This is a genomic window from Chryseobacterium jejuense, assembly GCF_017877355.1.
GTDB classification, from domain to species: Bacteria; Bacteroidota; Bacteroidia; order Flavobacteriales; family Weeksellaceae; genus Chryseobacterium; species Chryseobacterium jejuense_A.
Genome location: NZ_JAGIPR010000002.1, coordinates 588,300 through 607,632 on the forward strand (window position 1 = coordinate 588,300; position 19,333 = coordinate 607,632).

Annotated in this window: 16 protein-coding genes; 15 read left to right on the forward strand and 1 reads right to left on the reverse strand. The window is 35.6% G+C overall.

Features of this window, described 5'->3' with window-relative positions; genetic code table 11:
- Positions 1 to 2: 2 nt before the first annotated feature.
- On the forward strand, positions 3 to 875 hold the full coding sequence (locus tag J2772_RS06410) for a hypothetical protein (protein WP_209914597.1): 873 nt from the start codon (positions 3 to 5) through the stop codon (positions 873 to 875).
- A gap of 18 nt (positions 876 to 893) precedes the next feature.
- Positions 894 to 2,039, forward strand: coding sequence for a hypothetical protein (locus tag J2772_RS06415; RefSeq protein WP_245365155.1), 1,146 nt, complete (start codon positions 894 to 896; stop codon positions 2,037 to 2,039).
- Positions 2,040 to 2,342: 303 nt separating this feature from the next.
- On the opposite strand, the gene J2772_RS06420 is transcribed toward J2772_RS06415, so the two are convergent.
- Positions 2,343 to 3,317 (reverse strand): sterol desaturase family protein, encoded by a 975-nt coding sequence (locus J2772_RS06420; protein ID WP_209914600.1) that lies wholly within the window; start codon positions 3,315 to 3,317, stop codon positions 2,343 to 2,345.
- Between the two features lie 397 nt (positions 3,318 to 3,714).
- Between J2772_RS06420 and J2772_RS06425 the strand changes: the two genes are divergently transcribed.
- The 13 genes from J2772_RS06425 to J2772_RS06485 all read left to right on the forward strand — a co-directional run bounded on the left by J2772_RS06425 (position 3,715) and on the right by J2772_RS06485 (position 19,320).
- Positions 3,715 to 5,577 carry a glycoside hydrolase family 13 protein gene (locus tag J2772_RS06425; protein WP_209914603.1) on the forward strand — a complete coding sequence of 621 codons (1,863 nt, stop codon included), beginning with the start codon at positions 3,715 to 3,717 and terminating at the stop codon, positions 5,575 to 5,577.
- A gap of 8 nt (positions 5,578 to 5,585) precedes the next feature.
- The gene (locus tag J2772_RS06430) at positions 5,586 to 6,107 is read left to right on the forward strand and encodes a nuclear transport factor 2 family protein (protein ID WP_209914606.1); all 522 of its coding nucleotides are present in this window, start codon (positions 5,586 to 5,588) and stop codon (positions 6,105 to 6,107) included.
- 14 nt (positions 6,108 to 6,121) lie between these two features.
- Positions 6,122 to 7,504 (forward strand): MFS transporter, encoded by a 1,383-nt coding sequence (locus J2772_RS06435; RefSeq protein ID WP_209914610.1) that lies wholly within the window; start codon positions 6,122 to 6,124, stop codon positions 7,502 to 7,504.
- A 175-nt stretch (positions 7,505 to 7,679) separates the two neighbouring features.
- Positions 7,680 to 8,126, forward strand: a complete 447-nt coding sequence (locus tag J2772_RS06440; protein WP_209914612.1) for a hypothetical protein — start codon at positions 7,680 to 7,682, stop codon at positions 8,124 to 8,126.
- Between the two features lie 206 nt (positions 8,127 to 8,332).
- Positions 8,333 to 9,061: a pirin family protein gene (locus J2772_RS06445; RefSeq protein ID WP_209914615.1), complete on the forward strand. Its 729-nt coding sequence runs from the start codon at positions 8,333 to 8,335 to the stop codon at positions 9,059 to 9,061.
- A 94-nt stretch (positions 9,062 to 9,155) separates the two neighbouring features.
- On the forward strand, positions 9,156 to 9,707 hold the full coding sequence (locus tag J2772_RS06450) for an NADPH-dependent FMN reductase (protein ID WP_123870680.1): 552 nt from the start codon (positions 9,156 to 9,158) through the stop codon (positions 9,705 to 9,707).
- A 311-nt stretch (positions 9,708 to 10,018) separates the two neighbouring features.
- On the forward strand, positions 10,019 to 11,011 hold the full coding sequence (purM, locus tag J2772_RS06455) for a phosphoribosylformylglycinamidine cyclo-ligase (protein ID WP_209914618.1): 993 nt from the start codon (positions 10,019 to 10,021) through the stop codon (positions 11,009 to 11,011).
- 80 nt (positions 11,012 to 11,091) lie between these two features.
- Positions 11,092 to 11,655: a phosphoribosylglycinamide formyltransferase gene (gene purN / locus J2772_RS06460; protein ID WP_209914622.1), complete on the forward strand. Its 564-nt coding sequence runs from the start codon at positions 11,092 to 11,094 to the stop codon at positions 11,653 to 11,655.
- Positions 11,656 to 11,828: 173 nt separating this feature from the next.
- Entirely contained in the window at positions 11,829 to 13,346 is a 1,518-nt protein-coding gene (purH, locus tag J2772_RS06465) for a bifunctional phosphoribosylaminoimidazolecarboxamide formyltransferase/IMP cyclohydrolase (RefSeq protein WP_209914625.1), read from the forward strand.
- A gap of 89 nt (positions 13,347 to 13,435) precedes the next feature.
- Positions 13,436 to 14,674 (forward strand): phosphoribosylamine--glycine ligase, encoded by a 1,239-nt coding sequence (purD, locus tag J2772_RS06470; protein WP_209914628.1) that lies wholly within the window; start codon positions 13,436 to 13,438, stop codon positions 14,672 to 14,674.
- A gap of 159 nt (positions 14,675 to 14,833) precedes the next feature.
- The gene (guaA, locus tag J2772_RS06475) at positions 14,834 to 16,363 is read left to right on the forward strand and encodes a glutamine-hydrolyzing GMP synthase (protein ID WP_209914630.1); all 1,530 of its coding nucleotides are present in this window, start codon (positions 14,834 to 14,836) and stop codon (positions 16,361 to 16,363) included.
- Positions 16,364 to 16,534: 171 nt separating this feature from the next.
- Positions 16,535 to 17,599, forward strand: a complete 1,065-nt coding sequence (locus tag J2772_RS06480) for a hypothetical protein (protein WP_209914634.1) — start codon at positions 16,535 to 16,537, stop codon at positions 17,597 to 17,599.
- Between the two features lie 212 nt (positions 17,600 to 17,811).
- Positions 17,812 to 19,320 carry a bifunctional GNAT family N-acetyltransferase/carbon-nitrogen hydrolase family protein gene (locus tag J2772_RS06485; RefSeq protein WP_209914637.1) on the forward strand — a complete coding sequence of 503 codons (1,509 nt, stop codon included), beginning with the start codon at positions 17,812 to 17,814 and terminating at the stop codon, positions 19,318 to 19,320.
- The last annotated feature ends 13 nt before the right edge of the window (positions 19,321 to 19,333 follow it).

The window sequence follows — 19,333 nt, forward strand, 5'->3', positions numbered from 1 at the left end:
CTATGAAACTAAAATCAGGAATCAAAATATACGGTGAGAATTTAGAAGATGTCTTAGAAATTAATTCTGGTCTTGTTCATCATTCAGAACAGGAACCTGTAGAAATTGTATTCAAAGACCTTAAGTTCAAAGCGCAATATGAACCCAATGCACATCTGGCAAAAAGAGACTGGAGAAAACTTTCAGAGAAGGAACTTGATACTCTAAAAGGAGATCATATCAATAAGAAAGATTATAATTCGGTTTTTATAGGAGAAATTCCTGAAGAATTGAAAGATATGTTCCATCAACTTAATCTTCATTCCGCTACTTCAGATAGTGATGCATTTCAAAAATTCATTGAAAATAAAGACTTGGTTCAGGAACTAAATACCCATCTTAATGGCGTGTTGGATGAAATCTCATTAGCGCCTTATAGATTTATGAGTATTGCCACCAACTACCCCAATAGTGAAGTGGTTTCTTTAAATAAAAGAAAATTACCTGAAAATTATACCTTTAAAGACATCCATTATATAGGAGTGCATAAAGACAGTTCTAAAGACATGACTCTGCATACCTGTTATCAGTATGGGAACAGATTTACCATCAATTTAGGTGAACAGCCCCGATATTTTTTATTTATTAATCTTACGATGAAGCAGGCATGTAACATGCTTAAAGAAAAAGAAGAACTTAAGGATGTAGAAATAACCAATGAAAATATTACAGATTATTTTTTAAAGCATTATCCGGCCTATCCTGTGATTAAAGTAAAGCAAGAACCTTATCAGTTTTATATTGCTCCTACGGATAACTGTTTTCATGATGGTACCACAATAGGCAATACAGCCATAGATGTTGTAATGACTTATTTGGGTAAATTTTGTATATAATTTAAATAGTATTGAGGTATGAAGTCTTTTTTATCATTATTGCTTGTCTCGTTTTTAACTTCCTTTTCATTCGCCCAGAATAAATTACTTGTTCTAAAAGCAAATGGACCTAAAGCCGTCATTTATGAAAAAGATAATGGCTTAAAAACAGACTGGAATATAGATCCTAAAATTAATCCGGATGTCTATACGGTATCCAAAATAGCCGCTTCTAATAAACGGGTTACTATAAAAACAGATATAGACTCTCTTATTATAGATCTCAAAAAAGGAGAAAAAAAAGACTTTATCATTCTTTTGAAGGGTAAAGACTCTGCGCTGACAAGAATTGAGTCTCTGCCACCGAAAGATTTTAGTAAAATGTCCTTTAAAGACACTCTGCAGCTTCATATTAATGAGCAGAATACGATATTCGTAAAAACAGTACTTAATAAAGTGGATACCCTTTTACTCAATTTTGATACGGGTACAAGTGATCTTGTTCTTACGCAGGAAACATTGAAGAATAAAATCAAAAGCTCATTAAAATCGGGGGCCAATATTCTGCAGATCGGAAAAAAAGAATATCAGGGTTTCAATATTTATCCGGCACAACTTACCGGTCATGGTACAGATGGTAGATTTGGTTGGGATTTATTTGATGGAATGATTGTAGAATTAAATCATGATAAAGGTTTAATGGTAGTGCATTCTCAGCTCCCATCCAAAGTAAAATCTGAATATTCTCAGGTTCCGATAAAATATTATAATAATGTCTTTCAGGTTCCGGTAGATATTGTTCAGGGTCAGGCTAAAAATAAAGATTGGTATCTGTTTGATACAGGATATCAAAGAACAGCGATGCTGGATGGCCCTTTATTGAATGAACAAGGTTTTCCAACAGATAAAATGACAGTCATTAAAAAAGTAATCATGAAAGGAGCACAAGGCAATGAAATTCCTGTTATGACCTCCAATCTTCAAACTTTATCATTAGGAAAAACAAAACTAAAAGACATTCCTGTACAGCTATTGTCTCAAAGTAGACCCGTAACGGGTACCAGGATGAATATTTTGGGTAATGAAATCCTGAAAAGGTTTAATATATTTCTGGACTTTCAAAAAAATATTGTTTATCTGAAGCCTAATAAACTGGTTGATGTTACTTACATTGAAAGTAAATAATCTGAGTTCTGGATAAGACATTTCTGTTTTTAGTAAGTAAGGAAGTCTGGACCTGGGAAAAGGAAGTGAGTTGAGGCTAAAAAAACACTTACAACCCCTTAATTTATTATTCCTTTAAAGACTGCTTCATCAAATTTTATGGCAATGTCAGAAATTGTAGCTCCGATAGAAACTTCCAGCCTCTTATCCTTAATTTTCTTATCCCGAACTCAGGTTGAATACATTTTTTTAGATCTGTGTTTTTAATATACAATTAACAAATAAAAAGTCCCCAAGTTATATATAGCTTGAGGACTTTTTATTTTAATTAGGAGTATATTCAGGCTCAGTAGCTTCTTTCGGTTCAGCTTGGGCAGGTAATGGTTTATTTTTCACCTTTTCTTTATATTCCTTCTGGAACTGTTTTACGGTTTTACCAGTTCCGTCATGTCTCCATCCCGGCGAATAGAAGAGATATTTCAGACGGTCTTTGAAAGAAAGTCCCGGTTGTCTCAGGTCTTTTCCAATTCTTCTCCATTCGTAAAACAGGACTGTGGCCGGATCTTTAGACTTCATTTTAGGATAAATACCATATTTTACAGGAACTTCTGGATCTTCCTTTTCAAATGTTCCAAAGATTTTATCCCAGATGATCAATCCCATTCCCATGTTACGGTCAAGGTATTTAATATTACAGGCATGATGCACTCGGTGATGAGAAGGCGTTACTAAAATATATTCCAGAAAGCCCATGCTTTTTATAGATTGCGTATGTACAAAGGTTCCATAAATCTGAATAGCAGAATAAGCTACCATAACATGCAGTGGATGGAATCCGATGAATGCTAATGGAGAGAAGAATAAATACCTGTACAAAGGTTGAAATACAGGACTTCTGAACCCTGTAGTGATATTGAAATAATCAGAATTATGATGGGTAATATGTACCGCCCAAAACACACGGGAATGATGGTCTACATAATGATGAACATAATAAGCAAAATCCTGAGCCAGGAATACAGCAATCCAATACCAGATTCCAACCTCCCAGTCAAAAATACGATGATAGTAAAAGAACATCATCACAAGCATGGAAAAACCTTTCATAATGATGTCAAGGCTATAATTTAAAAGAGCCAAAAGCACATTGGTAGCTACATCTTTCGTTTCATAAAGTTTCTCTTTATTGAAGTGGCTATACACCATCTCTATAAAAATAATACCTGCGAATAAAGGAATAGCCCAAGGGTAAACAATGTCTGGTCCATCACTTTCAAACATCTTACTAAAATCAAACATTTTTTCTGTAAATTTAAAAATAAAACCGTTAAAAATTGCTTATTTTGGATTAAATATCTTTTTAATGTGATAATTTAATGAAAATTTAATAAAAAAATAGAACGCGAATTGTGAAATATTGTTGATTTCTTTTAAAACAGGTTGTCAATGCCATTCTATTTCTGTACTGAATTTTATCAAACCAAAGAATCTTTGTAGGATTGATGGATAAAAGAGAATTCTGCTCATCATTTTATAATAACTCTAAAGTTTTTTTCGTAATTTGCTGCTAAGTTGTTCATACTTAAATTGTTGAGTGTTTAAATGTAACTTGCTGGTTTTCAAAATAATGAGCAGTATTCTTAATGGCATTCTATAGTACACAGCTAATCATTAAATTGGAGATTACAACTAAGTTATGAGAAAAATATATACGTTTTTTGCCCTTTCCGCTGCTTCAATAGCTTTTTCCCAATCAACAATGTTGGAAAAAGTAGAACCGGCTTTCTGGTGGAAAGGAATGAAAAATCCTGAACTTCAGATTCTTGTTTATGGAAAAGGAATTGCCAATAATGAGATCTCTCTTTCAGATGGTGTACAGATTAAAAATATTCAAAAGGTAGAAAATCCAAACTACGTTTTTATCACAATCAATACCAATGAAATCAGCGTTCCGAAGTTTAGCATCAATATTGAAAAAGATAAAAAAAATCTGGGTTCTTATACCTATGAACTGAAACCAAGAAATTCAGGAGCTGCAGACCGGGAATCTTATACTTCAAAGGATGTGATGTACCTGATTATGCCGGATCGTTTTGCCAATGGAAACGAAAAAAACGATTCTGTTCCGGAATTAACCGAAAAAGCAGATCGAACTTTACCCAACGGAAGACACGGCGGAGACCTTCAGGGAATCATCAATAATTTGGATTACATTCAAAACCTTGGTGTAACAGCTGTTTGGTTAACACCTGTGAATGAAGACAATGAAAAAGTATATTCCTATCATGGATATGCCCAGACAGATCTGTATAAAATTGATGCCCGCTACGGAACCAATGATGACTACAAAAAGCTTTCTCAGGAATTAAATAAAAGGAATATGAAACTGGTGATGGATTATGTCACCAATCACTGGGGTATTTCTCATTGGATGATAAAAGACCTTCCCACAAAAGACTGGATTCACTGGTTCAAAGAAGGAGAGGATGGTTTCAAAAGATCCAATTACAAAATATCTACACAGTTTGATCCCAATGCTTCGGATATTGATAAAAAATATGCACTGGATGGATGGTTTGATAAAACAATGCCGGATCTTAACCAGAAAAATCCTTTGGTTTTAAAATATTTAACCCAAAATGCTATCTGGTGGATTGAATATGCAGAATTAGGAGGTTTTCGTGTAGATACCTATCCTTACAATGACAAAGAAGCCATGGCAAAATGGGCCAAAGCCATTACCGATGAATATCCCCAATTTAATATCGTAGGCGAATCTTGGTTGTATACCGCAGGACAGATTTCAGCTTGGCAAAAAAACTCCAAGACAGGAGAAGCAGCCGGATATAATTCAAACCTGCCCTCTGTAATGGATTTCATGCTTTTTGGAGATATGCCGAAAGCCTTTAAAGAAAAAGAGGGCTGGAATGCAGGAATGATTAAACTTTATGATTCTTTCAGCAGCGATTTCCTTTATCCGGATATCAATAACATCATGGTCTTCTTTGAAAATCATGATACTGAAAGATGGAATGAAATCTTCAATGCAGACCCGAACGTTTACAAAATGGGATTAACCCTTATCTCAACAGTCCGTGGAATTCCGCAGATCTATTACGGTTCAGAAGTAGGAATGCGGGGAAATAAAGAAAAAGGAGGCGATGCTGATATCCGCAGAGATTTCCCGGGAGGCTGGAAATCTGATAAACAAAACGCTTTCAACCCAGCTACACAAACCTCTGAACAAAAAGAATTCTATCAGTTTACCCGGAAATTATTGAACTGGAGAAAAGGGAAAGAAGTCATTCATACCGGAAAAACGAAAAATTTTGTTCCGAAAGATGGAGTATTTACCTATTTCAGATATAACGATAAAGAAAGTGTAATGGTGGTCATCAACAATAATAAAAAAGATCAGACGTTAGACTTAAAATATTTTGAAGAATCTTTAAAAGGGTTTTCCAAAGGCAAAGAGGTGATTTCAGGCAAAGAATTTTCATTACAGAATACTTTAACAATTCCTGCTAAAACACCATTCATAATTGAACTAGAAAAATAAATAATACTATGAAAAAATTAATAGCTGTTCATACTCTTATCCTGTTTTTATTCGGATTTACATCAGTATCAGCACAATCAGACAAAACATTTGAAAAAGAAAAATCAGAGATCAGAACGATGCTTGATGCTTTCAACGTAGCTGCTGCCAAAGCTGATTATATAGGTTACTTCAATTTTTTTGCCGATGAGTCCACATTTATTGGAACGGATGCTACAGAAGTCTGGAATAAAAAAGAATTTATGGTGTGGGCAAAACCTCATTTCGATAAAAAGAGAACCTGGAATTTTACAGCATTGAAAAGAAATATCTACTTTAGCAAAGATGGAAAGCTGGCTTGGTTTGATGAATTATTGGATACTCAAATGAAAATCTGCCGTGGTTCAGGAGTGGTAGAGAAGATCAATGGACAATGGAAAGTAAAACAATACGTCCTTTCTATGACGGTTCCTAATGATGTTGTAGATAAAGTAGTAGCGGAGAAAACAACTCTTGAAGATGTTTTGATTAAAGAATTAAAAACAAAATAAGCATAAAGGTAGCTATGGCTGGAAAAATGAAACCGGAACTTTCACTTACTCAGATCATCAATATGAGTATGGGATTCCTCGGAATCCAAATGGCATTCGGATTACAGAATGGAAATGCAAGCCGTATTCTTGCCAATTTAGGAGCAGATGTTCACGAACTGTCATGGTTCTGGCTGGTAGCTCCTATTACAGGACTCATTGTTCAGCCTATTATCGGACACATGGGAGATAACACCTGGAGCCCGTTGGGAAGAAGAAAACCTTATTTCCTGATTGGAGCGGTCTTGTGTGCTATAGGATTGGTATTATTGCCTAATGCAGCTTCTGTAACCCAGATGTTTGTAGCCAATGCCCTTTTATTGGCCGTAATTTTCCTCGCGATGATGGATGCTTCCGTTAATGTTGCCATGGAGCCCTTCAGAGCATTGGTGGGGGATATGCTTCCAAAACATCAGGGAACCATCGGTTTTTCAGTACAAACCATTCTGATTGGGTTTGGTGCAGTACTGGGGTCGTATTTGCCGGATTGGCTGACTAAGCTTGGTGTTTCCAACGTAGCACCTAAAGGTTTTGTTGCAGACAATGTCATCTATTCCTTCTATGTGGGCGCAGTATTGCTGATTATCTCTATTCTGTATACCATCATCACAACTAAAGAATATTCTCCGGAAGAATTTGCAGCCTTTGAAGATGGAAAAGAAATAGAACATGAAAAATCTAAATTTTCAGATATTTTCAAAGATTTCGCCGGCATTCCTACTCAGATGAAAAAGTTGGGAATTGTTCAGTTTTTCTCATGGTTTGCCCTATTTACCATGTGGGTGTTTACTACCAGTGCTTTGGCAACCCATCATTTGGGACTTTCTCCGGAAGATACCCATTCAAAAGCATTCAATGACGCAGGAGATTTAACCGGTAAACTCTTTGGAATGTATAACCTTTGGGCTATTCCATTTGCCTTTTTATTGACACCAATTGCCAAATGGATCGGTAAAAAACAAACCCATGCTTTGGCTTTGTTATGTGGTGGTTTAGGACTAATTTCCATGTATTTTATCAAAGACGTAGATAACCTATGGATTTCAATGGTTGGGTTAGGATTTGCATGGGCAAGTATCCTTGCAATGCCATACGCCATGTTGATTGAAGTGATTCCACAAAGAAAAATGGGAGTTTATATGGGAATATTCAATTTCTTTATTGTCATTCCGCAGATCATCAATGGTTTGTTTGGCGGACCTATTGTAAGCAGTGTTTTTGGGAAACAAGCTATGGATTATGTTGTGGTAGGAGGTATCTGTATGCTGATTGGTGCTGTAGTCACAATGATCTTCGTTAAATCTGAAGATGAAACTCCTAAAGAAATCGAAGAAGAGATTAAACAAGTACATTTTTAGTCTGGAGCAAAGAAAACAGAAGTTGGAAATAGACCATCTATAAAATAAAAACATTATTAATCAAATTCAATAGAAGCGGGCTTTAGCCCGCTTTCATATTTAAAATACATTTCAATTGGGCTTTTGCTAAAACTTATTTATATTTATAATCCTTTATGAAGGTAAAAAAGAAAAAATGTCAGAAAACGAACTTAATAAATTTGATAATCTTGGGTTTACTCAGGAAGAATTAGCTGAATATGATGAACGTGTAGATTTCTTCTATACCAATATCATCAATGCATTAATTCTTTTTACTTATAATGTAGAAGAATTAAATAAAATGACACCTATTTTAATAGATCCGCTGACAGAGCTATACGAAGAACTTGATTATGCTTTTTTGCCTGTGTTATTTGAAACAGTTTTCAGGAATAAGCTTATTGAAGCATCCTTAAAAGAAGAACTCTTACTATTCAAAAAGAAAATAGATGATACTCCCAATGAAATCTGGGATTGGGAATTTTTAGATGCTCATGAGTTTTGGAAAAATATAAGACTTGATGCTGAAAAGCTTCTCCATAAAATGAATATAGAAACCAGAGAATATAATGCGGAATATACTACAATAATTAAAAGATGATAATTAAATCTAAATAAAATGTTTTTGTATGGATACAGTATGAAAATCTGCAAAATCTGTGTGATCTGGGAGAAAACGATATCCATAATTTTTTCAGATTTCTTAGCATTCTTAGGTTTCTTTGCCACCTTGCCTTCTTTCTTATCCTACATCAACTTTTTTTCACCTCCACATCCCTTACATTTGTACCATAAATAATCACAGAAATGAAAACAGTATATCATAAAGCAGATTCAAGAGGCCATGCTAATCATGGCTGGTTAAACTCTTACCACACATTCAGTTTTGCGAACTATCAGAACAGAGACAGAATGAACTTTGGGGTACTAAGAGTATTGAATGACGATACCGTTTCTCAGGGAATGGGATTCGGGACACATCCACACAGGGATATGGAGATTATTTCTATTCCTTTGGAAGGAGATTTGGAGCATAAAGATTCAATGGGAACTACTGCGGTAATCAAGAAAGGGGAAATTCAGGTGATGAGTGCCGGAACAGGAGTACAACACAGTGAATACAACAAAAATAAAGATGAAGAAGTAAAATTTTTACAGATCTGGGTTTTTCCAAAAGAATTGGATGTTGAACCACGATATGATCAGAAAAGTATCAAAGAAGGTGAAAAAGTTAACGGATTCCAACAGATTTTATCTCCTAATAAGAACGATGATGGAGTCTGGATTCATCAGGATGCCTGGTTTAATATTGCCAATTTCAAAAAAGACAATGGTAAAAACTATATGTTGAATAAAAAAGGCAACGGAGTTTACGCATTTGTTTTAAAAGGAAGTGCAAAAATAGGAGACCGTATCCTGAATGAAAGAGACGGATTGGGAATCTGGGATACTCAGAGCTTTAATATTGAAGCAGTAGAAGACACAGAAGTGTTATTGATGGAAGTCCCAATGGAATTGCCTTCTTATCTTAAATAAAAAACTAAATTTGTATCCTTAAAATAAGAATAAAATAGAATCACTATCAGCAAAGTGATCCTTTAATTCATAACTTAAAAATTTAATACGAAATATGAAAATCTTAGCAATAGCAGGAAGTAACTCAGAAGTTTCAATGAACAAACAGTTGGTAGCTTATGCATCAACATTATTTGATAAAGCAGAAGTGGAAGTGATTGATTTGAATCCTTTCGAAATGCCAATCTATAAGCATGAAAGAGAATTAGCAGGTGGAGTTCCTCAGGAAGCTCATGATTTTGCAGCTAAAATTGATGGGGCAGACTTACTGTTGGTTTCTTTAGGAGAACACAACGGAACGTATTCTACAGCATTCAAAAATGTGTTCGATTGGGTATCTAGAATTAAAGACAGAACCGTATGGAATGAAGTACCTATGTTATTGATGTCTACATCACCTGGAGGTAGAGGTGGAGCTGGAGTTTTGGAAGCTGCATCTAAACGTTTCCCTTTCCATGGTGGAAATGTGGTAGAAACATTCTCGCTTCCTTTCTTCAATGATAACTTTGATAAAGCTGAACAAAAAATTTCTAACGCTGAGAAAGACAGTGAATTAAAGGAGAAAGTAAAGAAGATTGCGGCTATTGAAACCATCCTTGAAAAATAGAATTTGAATATTCATTTAAAATTACTATTTTTGCAAAAAGAAAAGAGATGAAAATTCAGACCTCCTATAAACAATGTTTTTCTCATAAAGGGAAAATTGTGGGCTCTGAAATTCTGAGATAAAATAACGGCCGATAATCTGAAAAGATTGTCGGCTTTTTTATTTTCTAAATCGAATATAAAAAGTAAAAATATAAAAGTGAAATGCATCAGTATGCCAATGCAATAATATACCAATTTTCCGGTTTTCAAAATTAGACTATTGTTACATTGTTAAACTGATATACTGTTACATTAAATAAATTATTAAGCATGAGCAACACTTACAAATCAGCAGGAGTAGACAAAGAAGAAGGATACAAAACGGTTGACAAGATTAAAAAAGCAGTTGGTGAAACCCACAATTCCAATGTGTTGAACCACTTGGGGAGTTTTGGTGCTTTCTACGAAATCGGTGGATACAAAAATCCGGTTCTTGTTTCAGGAACAGATGGAGTAGGAACAAAACTTAAAGTTGCTTTGGATACCAAAAAATATGATTCTATTGGGGTAGACTGTTTCGCAATGTGTGCTAACGATATTCTTTGCCATGGTGCTAAACCTTTATTCTTCTTAGATTATTTAGCTTGTGGAAAGCTTGATTCTGAGATTGCAGCTGAAATCGTTTTAGGAATGGTAGAAGCTTGTAAAGATAACAACTGTGCATTAATTGGTGGAGAAACTGCTGAAATGCCCGGAATGTACCAGCCCGGAGATTATGATGTTGCCGGATTCTGCGTAGGAATCGTAGAAAAAGACCAGATCATTGACGGTTCTAAAATCAAACCAGGTAACAAAATTATCGCATTGCCAAGCTCAGGATTCCATTCCAACGGATTCTCTTTAGTAAGAAAAGTATTCCCGAACTTCGAAGAAGAATTTGAAGGAAAACCTTTATATGAAACCCTTTTAGTTCCTACAAGATTATACTTCAAAGATATTCATAAAGTATTGGAAGAAGTAAAAGTAGAAGGAATTGCTCACATTACAGGAGGTGGTCTTTACGAAAACGTTCCAAGAATCATCCCTGAAGGACTTTGTGCTTCTATCGACGAATCAAAAATCAGAATTCCTAGTGTAATGCTTGAGTTGGAGAAGAGAGGTGGCGTTACAAGAGAAGAAATGCATGGAACATTCAATATGGGTGTAGGTATGGTGATTGTTGTAGATGCTGAACATGCTGAAAAAGTATTACACCTTTTAGATGATGCTTACGAAATCGGAGAAATCACTGAAGGAACTGAAAAAATAAATCTTTCATTTTAATGTACCAATTTAACACTGTAACATTTTACCAATTTAAAAAATTGTTACATTGCTAGACTGATACATTGCTACATTAATTTATGAAAAACATCGTTATACTCGTTTCAGGTTCGGGAACCAATCTGCAGAGAATCATAGATACCATTGACAGCGGAGAGATCCAGAATGCAAAAGTAAGTTTGGTAGTTGCTGACAGAGAATGTTTCGGATTGGAAAGAGCAAAGAATCATAATATAGAAACCCTACTTATTCCAAGAGGAAAGAATTTCAGCAGTGAATTGGCTAAAGTAATCCCACAAGATACAGATCTTATTGTATTGGCAGGATTTTTATCCATTTTAAAACCTGAGTTCTGTGAAAACTGGAATGGTAAAATAATTAATATTCATCCGGCATTGCTTCCAAAGTTCGGAGGAAAAGGAATGTGGGGAATGAACGTTCACAATGCAGTGATTGAAGCCAAAGAAGTAGAAAGTGGGGCAACAGTACATTTTGTAACACCTGGTATTGATGAAGGAGCAGCTATTCTTCAGAAATCTTTTGAAGTAACAGCAGATGATACTCCCGAAACATTAGCCCAGAAAGTTCACCAGATTGAATATGAAATTTTTCCTTTAGCGATTAATAAAGTCCTGGGAAATTAATAAATATAACAATGTACCAATGTACCAGTTTACCAAATTAAAGGTATTGTTACATTGCTAGACTGGTACATTGCTACATTAATAAAAAAAATCTAAGTAAAATAAAAAGTAATTCGGAGGTGAAAGACCCGGATACAGTTTGAAATAACTGTGAAAAGTAAAAATTGAAAGTAATGAGTAAAAAGAGAGTTTTAATCAGTGTTTCTGACAAAAGTGGATTAATTGAATTCGCACAGTTTTTGGAAGCTCAGAATTATGAGTTGATCTCCACAGGAGGAACGTTCAAACATTTGAAAGACGCTGGTTTAAATCCAATTCAGATTGATGAGGTAACCAATTTCCCTGAAATGTTGGATGGCAGAGTGAAAACTTTACACCCAAAAGTTCACGGTGGACTGTTAGCCGTTCGTAACAACGAAGAGCACATGAAAACCGTTCAGGAGCATGGAATTGGTCTGATTGACATGGTTATCGTAAACCTTTACCCTTTCTTTGAAAATGTGAACAAAAACATTTCTTTACACGAGAAAGTAGAGTTTATCGATATCGGTGGTCCGTCTATGCTTCGTTCTGCAGCGAAAAACTTTGATTCTGTTACCGTAATTACTGATGTAGAAGATTATACAACTGTAAAACTGGAAATGGAACAAAACGGGGATACTTACATTGAGACTCGTAAGAAACTTGCAGGAAAAGTATTCAACCTTACATCAGCTTATGATGCCGCTATTTCAAGAATGCTTTTAGATGAGGAATATCCAACGTATTTAAATGCATCTTACAAAAAGGTTTCTGACTTGAGATACGGTGAAAACCCTCACCAGTCCGCAGCTTACTATGTTTCTACTTTCGAGAACGGAGCAATGAAAGACTTCGAACAGCTTGGAGGGAAAGAACTTTCTTTCAACAACCTTCGTGATATGGACCTTTGCTGGAAAGTAGTTACTGAGTTTAAAGAAGAAATGGCTTGTTGTGCTGTAAAACATTCTACCCCTTGTGGAGTAGCTATCGGTACTTCAGCATTGGAAACATACCAAAAAACTTTCGAATGTGATCCGGTTTCTATCTTTGGCGGAATTGTTGCAATGAATTATAAAATTGATGCGGCAACAGCTGAAGAACTAAACAAAACATTCCTTGAGATTGTAATGGCTCCGGATTTTGAAGAAGAAGCTCTTGAAGTTTTAAGAAAAAAGAAAAACCTAAGAATCATCAAAATCGTAAATCCTGTTTCCGACAAGAAAACCTGGGTTAAAGTAGATGGAGGTATCTTGGTTCAGGATAATGATTTACATTTCTCTGATGACATCAAAGTAGTTACTGAAACTCAGCCTACGGAGGAACAGAAAAAAGCATTGCTTTTCTCTCAGAGAGTTGTAAAATATGTAAAATCTAATGCTATTGTGGTTTCCAACGGAATTCAGGCTTTCGGAATCGGAGGCGGACAGGTAAACAGAATCTGGGCTACACAACAGGCAATAGAAAGAGCAAAAGAAAAATTCACAGGAGATTTAGTATTGGCATCAGATGCATTTTTCCCTTTCCGTGATGTAGTAGATTTCTGCGCTCAGGAAGGTATTAAAGCAATCATTCAGCCAGGAGGAAGTGTAAAAGATCAGGACAGTATAGAAGCTGCTAATGAGCACGGTATTCCAATGATGTTTACGGGTGTTAGACACTTTTTTCACTAATTAAAATAGAATTAAAAAATAATTAGGGATTGTAATTATAGCATCCAAAATTATATATTTGTAGAATAAGACTAGATAATAAATAAAGTATGAGAATATTAATCATAGGTGAAGGTGGTAGAGAGTCTGCTTTAGCAGCAAGGCTTCAGAATGACCCGAGAATTTCTAAAATGTTTTTTGCTAACGGGAATGCTACTACCGATGCAATAGGGAAAAATGTTCATTTATCAGAAATCAAAGAACTTAGAGATTTCGCTATTAAAGAAAAGGTTGATTTAACAATCGTTGGACCAGAAGCTCCATTAGTAGCTGGGATCAAGGATGAGTTCAAAAAACACGACCTTAAGGTTTTCGGACCTACTCAGAAAGTAGCAAGTCTGGAAGGAAGTAAGGCTTTCTCTAAGAAATTCATGCAGACCTATGATATCAAAACAGCTAAAGCGGTAGTATTTGATTCATATAATGATGCTAAAGAATACATCCAGACACAGCAGTATCCTCTAGTGATCAAAGCAAGTGGTTTAGCAGGTGGAAAAGGTGTTGTAATCTGCGATAACCTTGAAGAAGCTGAAGCTACGATCCACGATTTCATGATCAGAAGAATCTATGGAGACGCTGGTATCCGTTTAGTAATCGAGGAATATTTACAAGGATTTGAAGCATCTATCATCGCTTTCTCAAACGGTGAAAAATTGTTTCCTTGTATCGCTGCAAAAGATTATAAGAAAGCTGGAAACGGTGATACAGGACCAAATACAGGAGGTATGGGGTCAGTGGCACCAAGCCCGGAATTTACTCAGGAGCACTACGCTGATTTTGAGCAAAATATTTTAGAACCTACTATTAAAGGTCTTAAAGCTGAAGGTTTCAGTTTCAAAGGAATCATTTTCTTCGGATTAATGGTCACTAAGAACGGAGCTTACCTTCTTGAGTACAACATGAGATTCGGAGATCCTGAAACTCAGGTATTGATGGCTCTTATGGAAAACAACCTTCTAGATGTGATCCAGGATTGTATGGACGGAAAAGACATCGAGCTTAAGTTTAAAGACGAAAAAGCAGTTTGTCTTGTAATGTGTTCAGGCGGTTACCCAAGAAACATTGAAACAGGTTTCGAAATTACAGGAGAAGATAAAGTAAAACACAGTAAGCTGTTATATGCAGGAGCTGTCACAAAAGGAGATAAAGTAGTTTCCAATGGCGGTAGAGTCTTGAACATTGTAGCTACAGGAACAACTTTCGAAGATGCCCGCAAAAAAGTTTACGAAGACGCAGGTCATGTACATTTCGATTACGGCTTCTACAGAGAAGACATCGGAAAGTTTTAATAAATCACGAAAAAAGATTTGGAGCCATTCCAAGTCTTTTTTTGTAAAACAGTTAATATTAGAAATAAGAGTTCAGATACTAGATTCCAGACTTCAGACCAAAAATCTGAAATCTGATGTCTTAAATCTGAAATCTTTCAAACAAATCAATTATCAAAAATGAACAACGGTATTATTATTTTAGATTTCGGATCCCAGTACAACCAGCTTATCGGAAGAAGAATCCGTGAGATGGGAGTGTACTCTGAAATCTTACCTTTCAATACACCTTTACAAGATATTATAGCAAAACAGCCAAAAGGAATTATTCTTTCAGGAGGACCAAGTTCTGTAAATGCAGAAAACGCTCACCTTGTTGAAAAAGAACTATACGAACAGGGAGTACCTGTTTTGGGGATTTGCTACGGAATGCAGATGACAGCCCACCTTTTAGGAGGAAAAGTAAACAAGGGAGAAAAAGGTGAATACGGAAAGGCTAATCTTGAGATCGTTAAAGAGAGCTCTTTATTAAAAGGAGTGACTCAGAACTCTGTAGTTTGGATGAGCCACTTTGATGAGGTGGGAGAGCTGCCTGTAGGTTTTGAATTAAATGCAAAATCAGGAGTAATTGCTTCTATTTCCAATGAAGATAAGAAAATCTTCTGCGTTCAGTTCCACCCGGAAGTTTCTCATACGGAAGAAGGAGGAAAAATGCTTGAAAACTTCGTATTTGGAATCTGTAATGCGGAGAAAAACTGGAAGCTGACAAACTATATTGAAAAAACAGTTGAAGAAATCCGTGAAAAAGTAGGAGACAACAAAGTAATCCTTGGTCTTTCAGGAGGTGTTGACTCTTCTGTAGCAGCAGTTTTGATCCATAAAGCAATCGGAGATCAGTTAACTTGTATCTTCGTAGATACGGGATTATTGAGAAAGGATGAAGGCAAGAAAGTAATGGATCAATATGGAGAGCACTTCCATATGAACATTAAAATGGTGGATGCTCAGGAAAGATTCCTTTCAAAATTAGCAGGAGTAGATGATCCGGAAGCGAAGAGAAAGATCATCGGAAACGAATTTATCCACGTATTTGATGAAGAATCTCATAAAATTGAAGGTGCTAAATTCTTAGCTCAGGGAACCATTTACCCAGACGTTATCGAAAGCCAGTCTGTAAACGGACCATCTGCAGTAATCAAGTCTCACCACAATGTTGGAGGACTTCCTGAAGATATGGACTTCGAATTACTAGAGCCATTAAGAGAGCTTTTCAAGGACGAAGTAAGAAGAGTAGGAGAAGAATTAGGGATTCCTCATCACTTGGTATACAGACACCCTTTCCCAGGTCCTGGATTAGGAATCAGGGTACTAGGAGCTGTAGATGCTGAAAAAGTAAGAATCCTTCAGGAGGCTGACGATATCTTTATCGAAGAATTATATAAAAACGATCTTTACGAAAAAGTATCTCAGGCTTTCGTAGTATTGCTTCCTGTAAAATCTGTAGGAGTAATGGGAGATGAAAGAACTTACGAATACACAGCTGTAGTTCGTTCTGCTAATACGATCGACTTTATGACTGCAACATGGAGCAGGCTTCCTTATGAGTTCCTTGATACTGTTTCAAGCAGAATCATCAACGAAGTAAGAGGAATCAACAGAGTAGCTTACGATATTTCAAGCAAACCACCTGCAACAATTGAGTGGGAATAATTTCAACTTGAATGTAAAATATAAATCCTACCCGCTTGGGTGGGATTTTTTTGTTAAATGTTTTTATTATCTCTGAAAAAAATACGTATTTAGCAGAAAATAATCATGAATACTAATTGAAATGGATTACTGTTAATAGAAAACAAAATCCATGGAAATCTAAATAGATATATGAGAAACACCCTGACTCTATTATTGCTTCTGACGATAACTGGTATCTTCGCACAATCTAAAAAGTTTATCATTGAAGAATTAAACTTACCGGATCCGGTACAAACCATTTCCAATTCCAATTATAATAGAATTAAACTTCAGGATATTCGGATTGATCCGGCAGACTATGGGGGTGTGATGAAAGGAGTTTCGGATAGAAAAGCAAAAGTTAAGTTTAGCCCAAGCTTTGAAGATCAGTTATCCAGTATGTTTGATAAAGGGATTGAAAAGTCTTCGGTTGGAGATCAAGAATTACTGGTGCAATTAAGAACCCTAAATTACAAGGAAGTTACTATTGATATGGTGCAGTATGGATATTTTAATTTCAGAGCGCTGATTTTTGGAGGTAAAGAAAATCAATACCAATTGCTCAAGAAAATTGATACTACGATGGTCCTGTTTAAAATGGATGTGACTAAAAAGCTGGAAGAGCAGTCCTTGGATTATCTCAATAAAACTATTTTCGAAACTGTTTCTGCTACTTCTATTGATAATAAAATCTATACACAGGAAGATATTAATAATTATGATAAAATAGCAAAATCACAGTTACCGTTATATACCCAACCTAAATTAAAAGATGGGGTTTATATGAATTATAAATCTTTCAGTGCTCAAGTTCCTGATAAGCCTATTGATGAAATACAAGTAAACCTTGGGATGATTACTAAAGTGGTTTATGTTGATGATAAAGGGAAAAAGAAAAATGCCAAAACTGAATCTTACGCAGTGGTTACTCAAGGGAAAGCATATATAATGTATGAAGGAGAATTATATCCTATGAGAAAAACCTCCGAAGATTTTTATTTTATTTCAAAAATATATGACAGGCCAACTGGAGAAAGGCAACTTATATCCGGTACTACAGGGGCAATGATTGGTGGTGTTATAGGTGTTTTAATTGCCGGCGGAAAACCCAAAACATATGAATGTCAATTAGATTACTTTAATGGGAAATATGAGATTGTGAGAGAAATTAAACCTCAGAAACTGAAAGAAGTCTATCACTTAAATGAAGAATAAGTGATTATTAAGTGGGAAAAATTTTCAATTTAATTTTAAAATAATGATCCTGCCCATTTAGGTAGGATTATTTGTTGAGTTTATAAAGTCTTAATTTTTGTGTCATACTTTTATTTTTTGATCAATTAGCTCTTGTGTATTTAAGATTCTGTTTAAGTATAGATGCTTATTAGTTATAAAATTTTCACTAAATTTAAGTAAAAATATACCCAATGCAAATAGATACAAGACCTCTGACTGTTCAGGATTATGATGAGCTGGCAGAAACAATGAAAAGAGCCTATCCGCAAATGTCAGAATCCATATGGTCTAAAAAAAGCATAGAAAAACTGACAAGAATATTTCCCAATGGACAAATCTGCATTACAGTAGACGGAAAATTAGCGGCAGTAGCGCTTTCCATTATTGTCAATTATGAAGAATTTGGGGATGATCATACCTACAGCGATATTACAGGAAATTATACCTTCAACACCCACTTATCTACCGGAAATGTTTTATATGGAATAGAAGTCTTTGTAGACCCCGAATTTCGTGAATTACGCCTTGGAAGAAGACTTTATGATGCAAGGAAAGAACTTTGTGAACAGCTAAACTTAAAGTCTATTGTCCTTGGAGGAAGAATCCCGAATTATCATAAGCATAGTCACGAGTTTTCTCCAAGAGAATATATCCGAAAAGTAAGAGATAAAGAGATTTATGATCCGGTATTGTCTTTCCAGCTTTCCAATAACTTTCTTCCGATAAGAATCCTGAAAAAATATCTTCCTGAAGATGAAGCATCGAGAGAAAATGCGGTTCTCTTACAATGGAACAACATCTATTACAGCAGAAAACCTAATACCATGCAGGACAGCATTATCCGTCTTGGACTCGTGCAGTGGCAGATGAGACACTTCAAAGATATAGAAGCTTTTTATGAACAGGTGGAGTTTTTCGTGAATGTAATGGGAGATTATAAATCCGATTTTGTTCTTTTCCCTGAACTCTTTAATACACCTTTGCTGGCTCCTTTCAACAGTCTTTCCGAAAGGGACAGTATGATAGAGCTTGCAAAACTTACTGAAGATATTAAAAAGAAAATTTCTGAGCTGGCCATCAGTTATAATGTCAATATCATTTCCGGAAGTATGCCTGTTTTTGATAATGATACTAATGATTTGTATAATGTCAGCTATCTTCTTCACCGTGACGGCCGTATGGATGAATACCGAAAAATTCACATCACACCGAATGAGAAACGATATTATGGGATGAAAGGAGGTAATGAAATAAAAGTTTTTGATACAGACTGTGGTAAAATAGGTCTTGTCATCTGCTATGATGTGGAATTTCCGGAATTACCAAGAATTTTAGCAGATCAGGGCATGAAAATATTATTTGTACCTTATCTGACCGATACTCAGAATGCCTACATGAGAGTTCGCCACTGCGCAGCAGCCAGAGCCATAGAAAATGAATGTTACGTTGCGATTGCGGGTTGTGTAGGAAACCTTCCGAAAGTAAATAATATGGATATCCAGTTTGGGCAGGCCGCTGTATTCACCCCCTCAGATTTTGCATTTCCATCCAATGCAGTGAAAGGAGAGGCTACTCCGAATACGGAAATGACATTGATTGTAGATGTAGATTTGAATTTACTGAAAGATCTCCATCACAACGGCTCGGTTCAGGTGATGAAAGACCGCAGAAAAGATCTTTATGAAACCTATCTTAAATAACAAAACAGAATGC